Annotated in this window: 14 protein-coding genes; 3 read left to right on the top strand and 11 right to left on the bottom strand. The window is 60.5% G+C overall.

All coding sequences use genetic code 11. The features are described from left to right. Window positions 1-130: 130 nt before the first annotated feature. Both ACLH0I_RS20045 and ACLH0I_RS20050 read right to left on the bottom strand, forming a co-directional pair. Window positions 131-1,150, bottom strand: a complete 1,020-nt coding sequence (locus ACLH0I_RS20045) for a diaminopimelate epimerase (protein ID WP_411385189.1) — start codon at window positions 1,148-1,150, stop codon at window positions 131-133. A 91-nt stretch (window positions 1,151-1,241) separates the two neighbouring features. Continuing rightward, the gene (locus ACLH0I_RS20050) at window positions 1,242-2,405 is read right to left on the bottom strand and encodes an aromatic ring-hydroxylating oxygenase subunit alpha (RefSeq protein ID WP_411385190.1); all 1,164 of its coding nucleotides are present in this window, start codon (window positions 2,403-2,405) and stop codon (window positions 1,242-1,244) included. A 166-nt stretch (window positions 2,406-2,571) separates the two neighbouring features. Between ACLH0I_RS20050 and ACLH0I_RS20055 the strand changes: the two genes are divergently transcribed. Together ACLH0I_RS20055 and ACLH0I_RS20060 are read left to right on the top strand one after the other, a co-directional pair. Then, entirely contained in the window at window positions 2,572-3,225 is a 654-nt protein-coding gene (locus ACLH0I_RS20055; RefSeq protein WP_411385191.1) for a carboxymuconolactone decarboxylase family protein, read from the top strand. A 124-nt stretch (window positions 3,226-3,349) separates the two neighbouring features. Then, on the top strand, window positions 3,350-4,501 hold the full coding sequence (locus ACLH0I_RS20060; RefSeq protein WP_411385192.1) for an MFS transporter: 1,152 nt from the start codon (window positions 3,350-3,352) through the stop codon (window positions 4,499-4,501). Between the two features lie 224 nt (window positions 4,502-4,725). Here the strand turns inward: ACLH0I_RS20060 and ACLH0I_RS20065 are convergent, their stop codons facing one another. The 6 genes from ACLH0I_RS20065 to ACLH0I_RS20090 all read right to left on the bottom strand — a co-directional run bounded on the left by ACLH0I_RS20065 (window position 4,726) and on the right by ACLH0I_RS20090 (window position 11,294). Continuing rightward, a complete protein-coding gene (locus tag ACLH0I_RS20065) occupies window positions 4,726-7,164 on the bottom strand; it encodes a TonB-dependent siderophore receptor (protein WP_411385193.1) in 2,439 nt (812 codons plus the stop codon). A 97-nt stretch (window positions 7,165-7,261) separates the two neighbouring features. Continuing rightward, window positions 7,262-8,245 carry a FecR family protein gene (locus ACLH0I_RS20070; protein WP_411385194.1) on the bottom strand — a complete coding sequence of 328 codons (984 nt, stop codon included), beginning with the start codon at window positions 8,243-8,245 and terminating at the stop codon, window positions 7,262-7,264. A gap of 37 nt (window positions 8,246-8,282) precedes the next feature. Beyond that, window positions 8,283-8,783 (bottom strand): sigma-70 family RNA polymerase sigma factor, encoded by a 501-nt coding sequence (locus ACLH0I_RS20075; protein ID WP_411385195.1) that lies wholly within the window; start codon window positions 8,781-8,783, stop codon window positions 8,283-8,285. Window positions 8,784-8,990: 207 nt separating this feature from the next. Continuing rightward, complete coding sequence (locus ACLH0I_RS20080) at window positions 8,991-10,166, bottom strand: hypothetical protein (RefSeq protein ID WP_411385196.1); 1,176 nt, start codon at window positions 10,164-10,166, stop codon at window positions 8,991-8,993. Between the two features lie 10 nt (window positions 10,167-10,176). Beyond that, on the bottom strand, window positions 10,177-10,599 hold the full coding sequence (locus tag ACLH0I_RS20085) for an HPF/RaiA family ribosome-associated protein (protein WP_250963153.1): 423 nt from the start codon (window positions 10,597-10,599) through the stop codon (window positions 10,177-10,179). Between the two features lie 254 nt (window positions 10,600-10,853). Next, complete coding sequence (locus ACLH0I_RS20090; protein ID WP_053123536.1) at window positions 10,854-11,294, bottom strand: carboxymuconolactone decarboxylase family protein; 441 nt, start codon at window positions 11,292-11,294, stop codon at window positions 10,854-10,856. Between the two features lie 709 nt (window positions 11,295-12,003). On the opposite strand from ACLH0I_RS20090, the gene ACLH0I_RS20095 reads away from it, so the two are divergent. Next, window positions 12,004-12,729 (top strand): glycosyltransferase, encoded by a 726-nt coding sequence (locus ACLH0I_RS20095; RefSeq protein WP_250963152.1) that lies wholly within the window; start codon window positions 12,004-12,006, stop codon window positions 12,727-12,729. Between the two features lie 21 nt (window positions 12,730-12,750). Here the strand turns inward: ACLH0I_RS20095 and ACLH0I_RS20100 are convergent, their stop codons facing one another. The 3 genes from ACLH0I_RS20100 to ACLH0I_RS20110 all read right to left on the bottom strand — a co-directional run bounded on the left by ACLH0I_RS20100 (window position 12,751) and on the right by ACLH0I_RS20110 (window position 16,033). Beyond that, window positions 12,751-14,193: a mechanosensitive ion channel domain-containing protein gene (locus ACLH0I_RS20100; protein ID WP_411385197.1), complete on the bottom strand. Its 1,443-nt coding sequence runs from the start codon at window positions 14,191-14,193 to the stop codon at window positions 12,751-12,753. Between the two features lie 128 nt (window positions 14,194-14,321). Continuing rightward, window positions 14,322-15,188: a pirin family protein gene (locus ACLH0I_RS20105; protein ID WP_250963150.1), complete on the bottom strand. Its 867-nt coding sequence runs from the start codon at window positions 15,186-15,188 to the stop codon at window positions 14,322-14,324. A gap of 230 nt (window positions 15,189-15,418) precedes the next feature. After that, window positions 15,419-16,033 carry a response regulator gene (locus ACLH0I_RS20110; protein WP_411385198.1) on the bottom strand — a complete coding sequence of 205 codons (615 nt, stop codon included), beginning with the start codon at window positions 16,031-16,033 and terminating at the stop codon, window positions 15,419-15,421. Window positions 16,034-16,139 lie beyond the last annotated feature (106 nt).

Genomic DNA, 16,139 nt, shown 5'->3' on the forward strand with positions numbered 1-16,139 from the left:
TGTGGGAGCGAGCCTGCTCGCGATGGCGGTGGGTCAGCTGCATTGATGTTCGATGTACTGCCGCTATCGCGAGCAAGCTCGCTCCCACAGGGGATCTGTGTCGTACATTCATTTCGTGCCCGCCGAACATCTACTGTGGGAGCGAGCTTGCTCGCGATGACGTCGTTGGCCGCGCCGCACCAAACAACCTGACCCGCACCAGCTCCCCCGCCTCTTCCTCCAACAAGATCGGCGCAGTACCGCCGGGCATCACCACCCTCACCGCCCCCGCCTTCACCCAACCCACCCGCCACGCGGCACTGGCCACGGCGCTGGCGCTGGTGCCCGAGGACGCGGTAGGGCCTTCGCCCCGCTCAAACACCCGGGCGGCGATTTGCCCTTCGGCTTCGAGCCGAGCCCATTGCAGATTCACCCCCCTGAGGCATGGAACACCAGCCCCACCGGGCGCCGCATAAGCGATGCGGGTCAAGCCCCGTGACAGCGCCGCAGCACGCATCTGCGCATTGCTTGGCAACGCCTCGCCCTTCTCCACCAGCGTCACGCAATGCGGATTGCCCATGCTCACGAACTGACTGTTGCCCCACGCCGGGTCCAACCGTTCAAGCGCCGCCACACGGCTGACATCACGCTGGTTGAACATCACCCCCTCGACCTCTTGGGCAGCAACGGCCTGAGGCCCGAACAGCGGTTTGCCCAGGTCCAGCCAGAAACCTTGCACCCCTTCGAATCCAGCGGCGCGAACCGAGGTTTGCAACGGTGACAAGCCGTCGGGTTTATCGTGATGAACCTGCAGCACGCAATCACCAGGCGCCGCCATCAAGCCTTGTTCTTGCAGGGCCTGGGAGAAAATCGTCAAGCCATTGCCACTGCGCTCGGCCAATGTCCCGTCGGTATTGACGATCAACAGATCAAAGGGTGGCTCATTCTGGAACGGGCCAATCAGCAAACCATCACTGCGATGGGCCTTGGCATCCGGCGGCGCTTCGCCCGGCGCCCAACTGCAAACGGCATGCACCGCCGCGACCGCCCATTTTTCGCGAGCTTTCGCGGCGTGGGCGGCTGACTGGGGCAGCTCGATGCCGAGGTCTCGGACCTGCTGCGGTGAAGCGACTCCATAGATATTGCCGCGCGCGTCATAAAACTTAGTCATGGACCAGACCCAATATCAACCAGCAAGAGCCGCTACTTTATAGGCCTGGCCAGCGAATAACACAGAGGAACAAGCGCTCACACGCTTCATCTCAATCCACGGACACCGGCGCCTCCTCCAGCGCGAGCTGAATCTGTCGATGAAAATGCTGCAACGCCGGTTCGTGACGGCCGAACGTCAGGCATTCTTGGGCGCCGGAACGCAGGCCTGGCTGGATACGCTCACTGATTGCAAAGTCCTCCCCGTCCACGGTCTCGATCAATAACGCCAGGTTCTTGTCCCAGTACTCACGCTCGCGAACGGACGTGGCGGCATGCGGTGTATAGAGCGACACCTGGGCCGTGCATCGGTCGGGACGCCCCTGGCTGGGGTAAACCTGCCAAGTCTCCAGGTGGTCGGCCTGCCAGAGCAGGAGGGTATTGGGAAACAGCCAATACATGATCAGTGAGTGTTTGAGCAGGCTCCATTGCTCGATGGGCTGGTCGCGCATCTGCAGGATCGAACGGCGTGGCATGACCAGGCGCCCATGGCGGTCGAAGGCTTCGAACAGGCTGACGGAGGGTAGGAAGATCGGGAGGACTGTCCTGCGGTGCACGAACGGGAAATGCCAGTTCTCCAGAAAGGTCTCTATGACCATCTTCCAGTTGAACGACTTGTGGAGCTGAAGGCGTCGATAAAGCACGAACGTCTCGAAACGATAGGCGGCTATTTCCTGGTTCAAGCCTCCTGCCAACGCCAGTGGTTCTATGGCGTGACCGGGGCTTGGGCTGACCCAGATCAACCCATGCTGCTCAAACACCGCCAGGCGCATCAGGTCGCGTTCGGCACAACCCACCCCCTGGAAACCGTCGGCGGGCACCAGCTTCTTCAGCCGACCGTGCAGGTCATAGCGCCAACCGTGGTAAGGACACGTCATCGACCTTGCCAGCGTACCGTTACCTTCCAGTAACCGTGCGCCGCGATGACGGCAGACATTGATGAACGCGTTGAGCCCCCCATCTGGCAGGCGGATGATGGCAATGGGCACGCCGCTCAGGTCGTCGGTCAGGTAATCACCCGGACCGGACAGTTCACAGGACAAGCCCACCATCAGTGGGCCGGAACGAAAGAGCCGGGCCTGCTCACGGCCGAGATGCTCTGGACAGGTGTAACTCGATACCGGGTTGACAGAGCACGACGCCGCCAGGCTGGTGCCGTTACGGTCGATCAAGTCCAGAAGCTGGTTCGCCAGTCTGAGTTGAGTTGGATGATCCATCATCACCTCCAGCACGCCCCTGAACCGAATTCGTCCGGGCCTTTGTTCCAGAAGCCTTCTTCATACTCGCAAACTATCGCGTCGTAACCTGTCAGGGTTGACAGGTGCGGACCTGCCGGGTGAACCCGTACTTTAGATACGCAAGCTACCGGTACAAGGAGGCGCCATGAACAACATCCCTTCCCGTCCCATGGCCGAGCTCTACCGCGAAGGCCGAAAACATTTCATCGAGCGGGTGCCGGACGGCGCCGCACGACTCGACGCGTTGTTCCATACCGCGCCGGGGCTCGGCGAGTTGGCGGTCGGCGTTGTGTACGGTCACTTGCAGAGTCGCCCAGGCCTGGACCCGCGCCTACGAGAGGCCGCGACACTGGCCGCCATCGTCGCGGCCGGCATGACAGGCCCGCCCTTGAGCGTGCACTTCAAGACCGGCATGGCCTCGGGTCTGGCTTCGGGAGAAATGGTCGAACTGGTGACGCAGGCTTCGGCGTTCACCGGGTTCCCCAGGGCGGTCGCAACGGCCGATCAACTCAATCGGTTATTCGAAGAAGCCGGTCTTGTCTCGCCACCGCCGCCAACGCCGCGAGAAGTGACGCTGGCGTTTTGCGAAAGCGTGCGCAAGGGCCGGCCCCCCATCCGGGTCTCCCTCCAGATCAAGCGATTGTTGCGCCAGGCCGAACGCTTGTCGGCCCAGGCAACGTCGGCCCGAAACGTAATTGTTGAATGTTTCGATGACCAGCAGGCAATCCCCATCGCGCTTATTTACTTTGAGGTGGAGGCGGAACACGTGGTGAGCATCAGGCTGTTCAAGGAGCAGTGACCCACTGTGTTCAAGGAGAGTACGTCAGGCCGTCGGCACCTTGGGGTCGCGGTGCGGTCAGTGGATATGCAAGCATAGGCCCCCTGCCTGCATCACCGCACCGCACGAAAGCCAAGGACGTTTCATGACTGCCATTACGCCCCCGCCCACCTTTATTCCCGGACGCCTGGAACAGATGTCCACCCGCATCGCCTATCTCATCGCCGGCATCGGCATCGCCGCCTGGGCGCCGCTGGTGCCTTACGCCAAGGTCCGGGCGAACCTGGATGAAGGCACCCTCGGCTTGCTGCTGCTTTGCCTTGGGGTCGGGTCGATCCTGGCAATGCCGATTTCCGGTGCGCTGGCGACGCGGTTCGGCTGCCGTCGGGTGCTCAGCGGCGGCACGATCCTGATCTGCCTGGCGTTGCCGTTGTTGGCGACGATGACCTCCCTGCCCTGGCTGGTGGCTGCGCTGTTCCTGTTTGGCGCCGGGCTCGGCACCGTGGACTCGACCGTGAACCTGCAAGCGGTGATCGTCGAGCGAGCCAGCGGCAAGACCATGATGTCGGGTTTCCACGGCATGTTCAGCCTGGGCGGGATCATTGGCGCAGCCGGGGTGAGCGCCCTGCTCGGCCTGGGACTTTCGCCGCTGGGGGCGACGTTGGTGGTCAATGGGGTGCTGTTGGTGGCGTTGTTCAAGGCGGCGCCGCACCTGTTGCCGTATGGCAGTGAAAGCTCGGGACCGGCGTTTGCCATTCCCCATGGCGTGGTGCTGTTTATCGGCATCCTGTGTTTCATCGTGTTCCTGGCTGAAGGCGCGGTGCTGGACTGGAGCGCGGTGTTCCTGACCACCGAGCGAGCGGTGGATACCGCCTATGCCGGGTTGGGTTATGCCGCGTTCGCCCTGACCATGACCGTCGGCCGCCTGACCGGCGACGCGGTGGTGCATCGCCTGGGCGCCAAGCGCGTGATCATCTATGGCGGGTCGATCGCTGCGGCGGGGTTCCTGCTGGCAACCCTCGCACCCATGTGGCAAGCAGCGTTGCTGGGGTATGCGTTGGTGGGCGCGGGCTGTTCGAACATCGTGCCGGTGTTGTACACCGCTGTCGGCAAACAGACCCTGATGCCGGAAGCGATCGCCGTGCCGGCCATCACCACCATCGGCTACGCCGGCATCCTCGCCGGCCCGGCGCTGATCGGCTTCGTCGCCCATGGCAGCAGCTTGAGCATTGCCTTCGGGCTGATTGCGCTATCGCTGGTGGCGGTGGCGGCCAGTGGGAAAGTGTTGAAGGTCTGAGGCCTGGCACCGCTTGTCGAGGCCTCATCCCATTCCCTGTGGCGAGGGAGCTTGCTCCCGCTCGGCTGCGAAGCAGTCGTAAACCTGTGGATGCGGTGTTCAGTAGGTTTTGGGGCCGCTTCGCGGCCCAGCGGGAGCAAGCTCCCTCGCCACAGGATGGTACTCAGCCCCAAGAACTGTATTTCAGCCCCTGGAAATTGAGTCCAGAGGAGCCTGATCCTCGATCAGAACCCCACACTCGCCTGCACAAAGAACGTGCGCGGTGCGCCGACGTAGATGCCCGAGTTGTTGTCGCTGGAGCGGGTGTAGTACTGGTGGTCGAACAGGTTTTTCACCCCGGCGCCGACTTTCAGGTTCGACAGTTGCTCGCCGAAGTCATAGCCGGCGCGCACGTTCCAGAGCACATAGCCCGGCATGTCGCCGTATTGCCCATCGGCGGTGCCATCGGTGATGTAGTCGCCGCTGAAGCTGCCATCGGCGTTCACGCTGTTGCCGGGTGAGCGTTGCTTGGACTGGGCGAAGGCGTCGAGATTATAGGTCCAGCGATTGACCTCGTACCGCAGGCCCATGTTGGCCACCTGGCGGGAATAGAACGGCAGGTCACGGCCCTTGAAGCTGGGGATCTCACCTTCGTACGTCGCCCGGGTGTAGGTGAAACCGGCGGTGGCGGTGAGGCCTTCAAGGCGCGGGTCGAGCGCGGCCATGTCGTAGTGCACGGAAGCTTCCAGGCCCTGGTGCTTGGTCGCGCCCATGTTGGTCCAGCCCACGTCGTTGCTGATGTATTGCAGTTCGTCGTCGAAATCGATGTAGAACAGCGTCACTTCCCCGCCCCACACGTCATCGTTGTAACGCGTTCCGATCTCGTAGGTCTTGGCCTTTTCCGGGCTCAAGCCGTTGGCAGTGTTGTTGCCGTCGCCGCCCTGGCCGAGCTGGAAGTATTGCAGGCTGCCGAACGAGGTTTCGTAGTTGGCGAACAGCTTCCAGGCGTCCGACAAGTGATACATCACGCTCAGGGCCGGCAGCGGCTCGTTGCTGTCGATGCTGCGGCGTTTTTCCTGCACGGGACGGCCGGCGGTGTCGAGCACCGGACGGTCGTGCCATTCGGTGCTGATGCTTTCGAAGCGGATGCCCGGGGTGATGGTCCAGTTGCCGACATCGATCTTGTCATCGATATACACCGCGTGGGCTTCAGTGCCGCCGGTACGGTCCTGGTAGACGTGGCCGTCGGAACCCGGGCGCACCACCGGTTCGTTATTACGCAACGCCAGGCGGCTGGCTTCTTCGTGCATGCCTTCCTTCAAGTAGCGATAACCGACGCTCGCTTCCTGGGTGGTGGGCCCCATGTCGAACACGTGGGAGACCCGAGGCTCGATGCCGAAGGTGTAATAGGTGCGCGGGTAGGACACCAGGTTGCGCTGGTCCCGGGAGGCAATGGTGCTGCCACGGTAGCTGTCGGAGTAATAGGTCAGCACCTCGGCCTGGGTGCGCTCGTTGATCTCGCGGATCCACTTGAACGACACGTCCTTGCGCCGGCCGCTGAAGTTGTCCCAGTCGCGGTCGGACTGGTACGGGTCGGCGTCATATTGGGCCTGGGTCAGGCCACCGGGCATGTCGGCCTTGGCGTCGTAGTAGTGGAAATTCAGCGAAAAATCGTCGACGTCGGTCGGTGCCCAATGGGTCTTGAGGATCACGTCGTCGATGTCGTTGCCGTTGTTGCTCTGGCGATAGCCGTTACCGTTGACGCCCGAATACAACAGCGCCACGCCCAGGCCGTTGTCGGCGGTGCCACCGAGGAAGGCCGTGTCGATGTGCTTCCAACCGCCGCGCTGGGAGGTTTCCAGGGTGGTGCCGATTTCACCAGTGGCTTTTTCCGGAATGGCACGGGTCACGAAGTTGATCACCCCGCCGACGTTCTGCGGCCCATAGCGCACGGACCCGGCACCGCGCACCACGTCGATGCTCTCCAGGTTGCCCAAGGAAATCGGCGCCATGGACAGTTGCGGCTGGCCGTAGGGCGCGAATGCCGCCGGTACGCCGTCGATCAACACCGTGGAGCGTGGCGACAAGCGCGAGGTCAGGCCGCGCACGCCGACGTTCAGGGAAATATCGCTGCCGCCGGTGCCGTTGGCGTCCTGGACCTGCACACCGGGTACGCGCCGCAGCACATCGCCGAGGTTCATGGCGCCCTGCTCCACCATCGCTTCGCGGCGGATCACCGTACGCGCACCGGGGTGGTTCTGCACCACCTCGGCATTGGCGTCGCCGAGCCAGTCACCGACCACCTGGATCTCAGTGGCGCCCAGCTCCAGCGGGCCAGCGCTGGAGGCTGAGGGCGCCGGCAACACGGTCGCCGAACCCTTATCGATCTGGTATTGCAGGCCGCTGCCCTGGAGCAATTGGCGCAAGGCCGCTTCCGGGGACAGGTTGCCGTCCACCGCCGGCGCTTGCTTGCCCGCTACCAGCTCGGGGTTGAAGAACACCTGCAACGCGGTTTGCTGGCCGAGCTGGCTCAAGGCTTGGCCCAACGGCTGCGCCTGGATGTGAATGGCGGTGGCGGCCTGGTCGGCGAACGCCTGGGGCACTGCGGCGCTGACCGCCAGGGTCAGGGCCAGCGGCAGCCAGCGTGCCGGGGTACGGTTGTGGTGTTTGGCGGTTTTGTTCACGTCGAACCTTGTCCTGTTGATCGCAAGAATACGCGTCTGTTAATGCAAACCAGTTGCAGTTGGACAAGAAGACGATGAACTCGGAAAAAACCTGAATCTATTTCGCAATTATTTCCTGGCTGCCGTCATCCAGGGTGCGCACGGCCACCGGCAGGATGTTCGGCAGCGCCTTGAGCAGTGCCTCGGGATCGTCGGCACGGAACACGCTGGTCAGGCGCAGGTTACCCACCATCGCGCTGCCGACCCGCAGGGGCTGGGTGCGATAGCGGGAGACTTCTTCAACCACATCCTTGAGCGGCGCGTTGTCGAACACCAGCTTGCCGCTGCGCCAGGCGGTGAGCGTCTCGGCGTTGACCGCGTAAGGCGCGGTGACTTGGCCCTGGGCATCGATCTGGGTGCCGAGACCCGCCGTCAGGCTGACGAACTGAGCCGGCGGCGCGGCGCGTCCCTGGACCTTGACGCGGCCCTGGGCCACCGCAATCCGAGTCTTATCGACGTCACGGCGCACATCGAAGCGCGTTCCGGTCACCGTCACCTGGCCGTTGCCCGTCTCGACGGTGAAGGGTCGGCCCGCATCATGCTCGACCGTGAACAAGGCCTCGCCTTCGGCCAGTTCCACCCGGCGTTGACGGTGTGCGAATTCAATCCGCACGCGGCTGCGGCTGTTGAGGTCGATCACCGAGCCGTCCGGCAGGGCAATATGCCGACGCTCGCCGAAGGCGGTGGCGTATTCGCCGCTGTAGTCGGTGGAAGAACTCAGGCCGCTGAACAGCCCCAACCCCAGCGCCACCGCGAACACCCCGGCGGCGACGGCGTAGCGCAACAGCGGCCGACGCTTGGGACGTTCGGCAGGTGGTTCGCACAACGCTTGCAGGCGTTCCTTGGGCAGCAGGTCGGTGGCGCTCCAGATGCCCTGGAGCAACTGGATTTCGTCGCGGTGATTGGGATGTTCGTCCAGCCAGGCGTTGAAAGCCTGGCGCTCCTCGATACTCATGGCGGGCGCTTGCAAACGCACGAACCAATGCGCCGCCGCGTCGCGAACCCTGTCCTGCCCGCACGGGCATTCACGGCTATCCATCATGGAAGGTCCTGTGGCTCAGGTGAAAGAGGGCGACGGATCATTGGCCTGGCCCGTCCAGGCGATCGCGCAGATGCCGCAGGGTGCGGATCATATACTTTTCCACCATGTTTTTTGACAGGCCCAGGCGCTCGGCGATTTCCGCCTGGGTCAGGCCTTCGATCTTCTGCCAGACGAACACCGTGCGGCAGTTGGCAGGCAACTCGGCAAGCGCCCGCTCGATGGAGTCCGCCAGTTGGATCGCGTGCATGAAATGCTCCGGGTCGCCCGAAAACGACAGACCAGGGTCGATGACTGCCTCTTCCATGGCCCCCCGTCGATCTTCGCGCCGATAGCCATCCACTGCAATGTTGCGCGCCGTCTGATGCAAATAGGCCCGCGGCTGCTCGACCTCGCTCGAATCGGCCTCAAGCACCCGTACGAAGGTGTCGTGGGCCAGATCCTCGGCCTGCTGGCGATTGCGCAGGCGACGGGTCCAGGTGCCGATCAACTCTTCGTAATGCTCGAAAAAGCCGGGTCTGCGGGGCAGCTTGGGGATCATCACGGCGCGCTGTGGAAACGGGGCGTGAATAGTAATTGTTACTATTCAAGTAACGCAAACCTATTCCGGTGCCTGTCGTCCGAAGCTTGAAGTCGAACATAGATCCTGTGGGAGCGAGCTTGCTCGCGATGGCGGTCCGACAGTTCGTGCAGCATTGACTGACACACCGCTATCGCGAGCAAGCTCGCTCCCACAAGTGGGGCTCGGTCAGAACCGGCACACCGCCGCCGCGCCCGTGTCGGTCGGCATCACATGCTCGGGTGGAATCACCACCACTTCGCCCCCCTGCCGGGTCACGGCCAGGATCAGCTCATCCAGTACATCCGGAGCCAGTTCGTCACCACTCTCGTCAATCAGCAACCGCCCCTTGTCCAAGTCGAGCTGGCCAGGAACCTGGCGCTCGGCCTCCACCAGCAGCAGCGCGACGCGGCCTTCCCAGGCGGCCTTGGCGATGTCGGCCAGGTTATCCAGTGCCCGTCCCTGCCCCACCGCGATGCCGTAGCGATTCAAGCTGTCGACAACGTGATCGGCATAGTTGTGGGCCATGAGCTTCGAGCAGTGGACACGCAACGCCTCGACGCCAAGCCTGGACGGGTCAATCTCGATCCCCTGGGCCAGCAGTTGCGAGTTGTGGCTGACGGCACGGAACACGGCCTGGTTTTCCGGCAGGGCCACCAGGATCATCGGCAACCCTGAAGGTTGCGAATGGTATTGCAGGATCGTTTTATCCACGACGCGGAAAAAGCGCTCGCGGTCGAGGTTGATTTCGTCCTGCTTACCGCCGCCAGCGGCCTCATGCATCATCCCATCGCCACGCTCGCCACTGCGGCTGAAACCGTTAGGAAAACCCTGTTGGTTGCCCGGTGTCAGCTCGTCGCCCAGGGCCTCGTTCTGGTTGCGCGGCACCTGTTCGGCCAGCTCGATTTTCTCCAACTGCTCCGAGGAGCCTTCATACAGCCAGACTTCGTTGCGGGTCAGGCACAGCGCTTGATAACGGTCGGTGGATTGGACCAGCCGCAACAACGGCTTGAGATAAGGGTGACTGTTGGCGACGGCGCGTTGCGGCAAGCGCTGATTCACCGCAATGACTTTGAAGTAGTCGCGGGCGCCGAACACCGCAATGCCGTCCCGATTGGAATTCCAGAAGTCCTGGTCGTCCACCAACGCGTGAAAAGACTGGAGCAACGGCGCACCGTCAAGGTCCGGGTGCTGTTGCTCCAGTTGCGTCTGCAGATCACGCACCAGGTTCTTGTAGCGGATCGGGTCCTGGCTGCGTTCAGGGAATGTACGGTGCGTGGGCATGTACAACGAAAGGCTCGGCTGTTCGTCGAACGCCAGGAGTTCGGCCAATACCTGCCGGCTGAAAGGTTGATGAGCGGTCATGATCGCCTCCTTATTCTTTGCCACGCGCCTCTTGGTTTTCGAGGAAATCTTCCTCCAGCATCGCGTCCACCACCTCGGGTGGCGCTTCATCAGTGGGCGCAGTCACGCGTCCCATCGGTTCGACGGCGGGGTTGAGTTTGCCGATCTGATGATCGAGCGCGTGCAGCATTTTTTCGGCGGCGCCCTCCACGGCCAGTTCAAGGCTTGCGGCCTTGTGGGAGACCGACATCGGCGATAGGCCTTGCAAGCGTGCCTCGATCTGGCAGCGCTTGTCGGCAGCGCCGCCCTTTTGGGCATTCTCATCGCTGACATGAACTTCAATCCGGGCCAGTTGACCCTCGAAACGCTGCAGCGTGTCCACCACCGTACCGCCCACCCACTCCTGCAGGCGGGCGCTGCCTTCGATATCGTTGCTATTGACTTGAACTTGCATGATCGACTCCTTTGCAAAAGACGGCTGACGCCGCCTGTTGTAGGTAGAAGAAGATCAAACGGGCGAAGTTCCCAGCGCGGGATGACTGGAGCCTGAGCGGCTGGGAGGAAGCGTTTCGATGATCAACTGTGGGAGCGAGCTTGCTCGCGATGGCGGTGTATCAATCAATGGCGCATGAACTGTCAGACCGCTATCGCGAGCAAGCTCGCTCCCACAGAGGCTCCCACAGCTTATTCTTTCTGGATCGAGGCGTCTCAGGCCTCAGGCATCTTGCGAAAGCCCACCGCCAAGCGGTTCCAACCATTGATGGCGTTGATCGCCACGGTCAGGTCGACCATTTCCTTGGGGCTGAAATGTTCGCTCAGCAAGGCATAGTCGGCGTCCGGCGCGTGGGTGTCGCTCAGGCGCGTCAAGGCTTCGGTCCAGGCCAGTGCGGCGCGCTCGCGGCCGGTGAAGAATGGCGCTTCACGCCAGGCGGTCACGGCGTACAGGCGACGTTCGGTCTCGCCGTCCTTGCGGGCATCGGCGGTGTGCATGTCGATGCAGAAGGCGCAGCCGTTGATCTGTGAGGAACGCAGCTTGACCAGCTCCAGCAGGGACTTCTCCAGGCCCAGGTTCGAGGCGGCGTTTTCCAGGGCCAGCATGGCTTTGAAAGCGTCGGGGGAAGCGGTGTAGAAATCGATGCGCGGTTGCATGGTGAACTCCAGGACAGCAATTGGGTGTAGCGCTACGTTAGCGGTGCAGGGGCGCGGTACAAATAGCCAATTGTTGGGAAGTTCGGGTGGCCAATGAAGACCGAGGCTCAACCTGGAAATGGACGCAAGCCTTTGTGGCGAGGAAGTGCCCGCGGCGTCTTCGACGCTGCGTTGTCGCTCAGCAAACGAGTGTTCGGCCGAAGATGGTGTTTTTTCATGACAGCTGCGCCCACCCATCTCACGAGACAAGCGAGCGAGACACATCGTGACGTAGCTTTCACCTTGCCAGACTTTTTTCGAACAGGTCGAGGTGGATTACGCTTCAGGCTTCAGTCAAACACGATCCATGATCGAGGGGGCAGTTTTTAAGGCTTAGGCAACGTTGCGAACCCACCCCCCTGCCGCTCATCGAAACTGTCAGTTATTACAGTAGCCGATACTGAACAACAAAAACTATCCTCATCTCAAAATGAAACACCACGATAAAAATGCTTACACGACAAAACCAGAAAAATTTTAACTCAGCACGACTACCACCCCAAGGTATCATCTTTAATTATCGATGAGAGCACGCGAGATTTGATAGGGGCCACGACGAAATGATGCTTTCCGAGTTTCAGACTCTCAAATAAGCTCGGACATTCAACCAAAAAAAGTAAAAAGCAAGAAAGGCAACGTATGCAATTACATCTGGAAACGGACCACACCGATGAACATATCCGTCATAACAGCGACCTATAATCGAAAAGAATACCTTAAGGAGGCTATAGAAAGCATTCAAAAAAATATTACAACGCCCCTCTCCAACGCAAGCTTCGAACATATCATTTATGACGACCATTCAACCGACAAAACAGAGACAATATTTGAAAATTCGAAATGGGATAACCTTAGCTATGTCTACGGCAAAAAAAACAAAGGGCAGTCATTTTCAAAAAACCAAGCCATCACCAAAGCAAAAGGCGAATATATATTCATCTTGGACAGTGATGACATAGCGCTCCAGAGAACAATATACAATTTCCTCGTAATGACAAACAGCCACTTACAGACCGACTGGTTCATTGCGGATTTTCTTCGCATCGAAGAAAATGGAAAATATCGAAGCGGTGAAGACTACTACGGATGGAACTTTAATACGCCAAATGAAATGCTTGATGCCATCGTCAAAGGCAAACACTTCCTTCAAGGGAACGTCTTGTTTAGGAAAGCGCTTTTCGAAAAAGTCGGAGGTTTCAACGAAAACTTAAGAATGGCTGAAGACTTGGATTTATATATTAGATTTTTACTACAGAACTCCATGCCAAAATTCGCCAACTTCATTTCTCATCTTCACCGGGTACACCCGGGGAATATTTCTTTAGGCGAAACACCGGAAAAACACACGAAAAGGATAAAATCAATAGCAACAGAATACAATCTTCTGCTGCCTTAGTTATGAGCATTCCGAATATTGCTAGGCCCGGCTGCGCAACCATTGCAAAAAGCGCTTCTTGGCGATCGGCTTGGGGGCTTCGCGGGTCAGGTTCTGGGCCAGGTGCATGCGTACGTCCAGCAGGTTTTTCATCGCGTCGTTGATGTCGCGACGGGCTTCGAGGCACGGCTTGAGGTAGCTGTTCTCGATGCGGTAAAGGGTGCAGAAGGTCTTGGCGTTAAAATTAGCCAGCGCCGCCTGCTCGGCGACGATCCCGGCTTCACCGATCACTTCCCCCGGCCCCATGCGCCCGCCCTCGAGTGGCTGGCCGTTGCGCATGAGGGTCACGCTGACCACCCCGGACTCAATGATGAACAGATGATCGCTGACCTCTCCCGCCGCCAGGATCACATCGCCGGCACGGAAGCTTTGTAATGTCATGTTCTGGCTGAAAACATCTTTTTCGTCCGGGCGTAGCGTCGAAAAAATGCTCGAGCTTTCCAGCAGCGCCCGAGGGCGCGACACGCCGATGGAGGCAGTGCTTTCGCTGGAGGACAACAGACTCACGCCCGACGCTTGCAAATGCCGGAACGCCAGGTCGAACAGTTGATTGCGCACCTCCCGCTTCTGCCCCATCGACGCCACGAATCCGCTGATCTCGTATTCCGCCCCGCCGCTACCGGTGCTTTTGAGCGTGACACAGGGCGCCGGAGTCGCGAGCAGCGCACGGCAACCGATCATTGCCCGCTCCAACGCGTCGATCACCTTTTGCGGACGCGCATGGGGGCTGACCTGGAGACTGATGGCCAAGCCATGCATGTCGCTGGGTCGGCTGAAATTGACGATCTTGGCTTTCGCCGCCAGCGAATTGGGGATCACCGCCATGCTGCCCTGGGAGGTCTGCAATCGCGTGGCACGCCAGTCGATGTCGGTGACCCGGCCTTCGGTGCCATCGATGGAAATCCAGTCATCGACTTGGTAGGGCTTGGTGGTATTGAGCACTATCCCGGAAAACACGTCGCTGAGTGTGCTCTGCAAGGCCAGGCCAACGATGATCGCCATTGCGCCCGACGTCGCCAGCACGCCCTTGACCGGCAGATCCAGCACATAGGCAAGTGCCGCGATGACGGCGATGAGGAAAATCACCGCGCCGAGCAAATCCTGCAACAAGCGCCCGGTGTGGCCGACCCGTTGCATCAACGCCGCCACGATCAGCACCGTCAGGGTTCGCGCGGCGAACAGCCACCAGGTGATCTGCAAACCGGTCGCCGCCAGGTGCCGAGGCACATCGTCGACCCACTGCGCCGGTACCATGGGGTTGAGGCCTTCGTTGAACAGCAGCACGCTGAACAGCGAAAAAATCACCAGCCTTGCGCCGACTTTCCAATAGATCCGATCCGCACTGACCAAGTGCCACATCAACAGGTCGAACACCAACAGCGCCAGGGCACAGAGCAACGGGTGCTCAGAGATCAGAAACAGCATCGGAACAGCTCCAGGAGGGCGATTGGCGAAGATTGGCACAGATTGAAGACGCTGTAGAGATCACACTCAAGTCCTGTGGGAGCGAGCTCGCTCTCACAATGGAGTCAGGGTGGCTGTGGTTTTTGCGTTCAGTCTTGCATCCGGCCAAAGCGTCCGGAATGGAAATCCTCGAAGGCCTGGTGAATCTCCTGTTCACTGTTCATCACGAACGGACCATGGCCGACGATGGGCTCGTCGATCGGCTCGCCACTGAGCAGCAGCACCACCGCGTCGTTATTGGCTTGCAGGCTTAATTGGTCGCCGGCCCGGTCGAACAGGGCCATCTGCCCGGCCTCGATCCGTTCACGGCCATTGGCCTGGACCGAGCCCCGCAGCACCACCAGGGCGGTGTTGTGCCCTTCGTGCAGGTCAAGGGTGAGGTTTTTATCGGCATTCAAGCGAATGTCCCAAACGTCGATGGGCGTGAAGGTCCGCGCCGGGCCGTGATGCCCTTCGAAGCGCCCAGCGATCAGGCGCAGGCTGCCGGCGTTGTCCTTCAGGGCAATGTTCGGAATGTCGCCCTTGAGGATCGTCTGGTAGCCGGCGGGGGCCATCTTGTCCTTGGCGGGCAGGTTGACCCATAGCTGGACCATTTCCATGAAGCCGCCCTGCCGCGCAAAGGCTTCGGAGTGGAACTCTTCGTGGATGATGCCGGAAGCGGCAGTCATCCATTGCACGTCGCCGGGGCCGATCTTGCCACCGCTGCCGGTGGAATCTCGGTGCTCCAGTTCGCCCTGGTAGACGATGGTCACGGTTTCGAATCCACGATGCGGGTGCTGGCCGACACCACGCCGCTCGGTGGTGGGCATGAATTCGGTGGGGGCGGCGTGGTCCAGCAGCAGGAACGGGCTGATGTGCTTGCCCAGGTTGTCATAGGAAAACAGCGTGCGCACCTGGAAGCCATCGCCGACCCAATGGGGCCGCGGGCTGGTGTAGAGGCCGATGATGTTTTTCATGCCGTGTCTCCAAATCAGGTGTTGCAACTCGATGGAGATAGCTTAAAACCGACACCCTTGAAGCACTAGACGGCAAAAACCGGCTTTAGCGTTCCATCTAGAGAACGACCAATAAAAAACCCTGTGGGAGCGAGCTTGCTCGCGATAGCGGTCTGTCAGTCAATGATGCATTGACGGATAGGACGCTATCGCGAGCAAGCTCGCTCCCACAAGGTTTGGGGTCAGTCCATTTAGAGGTGATTGCGCTTGGCAAACTCCGACAGCCCCACCAGGGATTGCAAGCCGAGTTTTTCCAACAGGCGGCTCTTGTAGGTGCTGACGGTTTTCGGGCTCAGGAACAGGCTTTGCGCGATGTCCTTGCCACGCATGCCCATGGACAGCATGCGCAAGATCGACAGCTCGCGGGTGGAGAGGCTTTCCAAGGCCTGCTGCTCGCTGCGTTGCAGGAAATCCAGCCGGACGGGCATCTGCGGGAAATAGGCATACCCGGATTTCAGCGCCTGGATGGCCTTGGCCAGCTCCTTCAGGTCGCTTTTCTTGGTCACAAAACCCCGGGCCCCGGCCGAGATGCAGCGGTTGCAGAAGTGCTGTGCATCCTGGGAGGTGAACACCAACACGCTGCATTCAGGAAACTGGGCCATGATCCAGCCCAGTAGGTCCAGGCCATCGAAACCGTTCATCACCAGGTCCAGGATCACCAGGTCTGGCGCGCGTTCCTTGATGAGGCCCCTGGCATCGGCCGCGCTGCTGGCGTCCCGGATGTGGGTGAACGCCTCATTCTGGCATATGAGCCGCAGCGCCCCTCGTATGACAGGGTGGTCATCCACGATCAACACGTCTTTCAAGGCAACTCCCCAAAACAATACAAACGGCACCGGCGCCATGACCGCACAGGACTCTTTTTGCACAAGTACCTGGCCTTGCCACCTGTCAGACCTGACAGTGCGGACC

Source organism: Pseudomonas sp. MPB03 (assembly GCF_046605385.1).
Classification (GTDB): domain Bacteria; phylum Pseudomonadota; class Gammaproteobacteria; order Pseudomonadales; family Pseudomonadaceae; genus Aquipseudomonas; species Aquipseudomonas zanjanensis.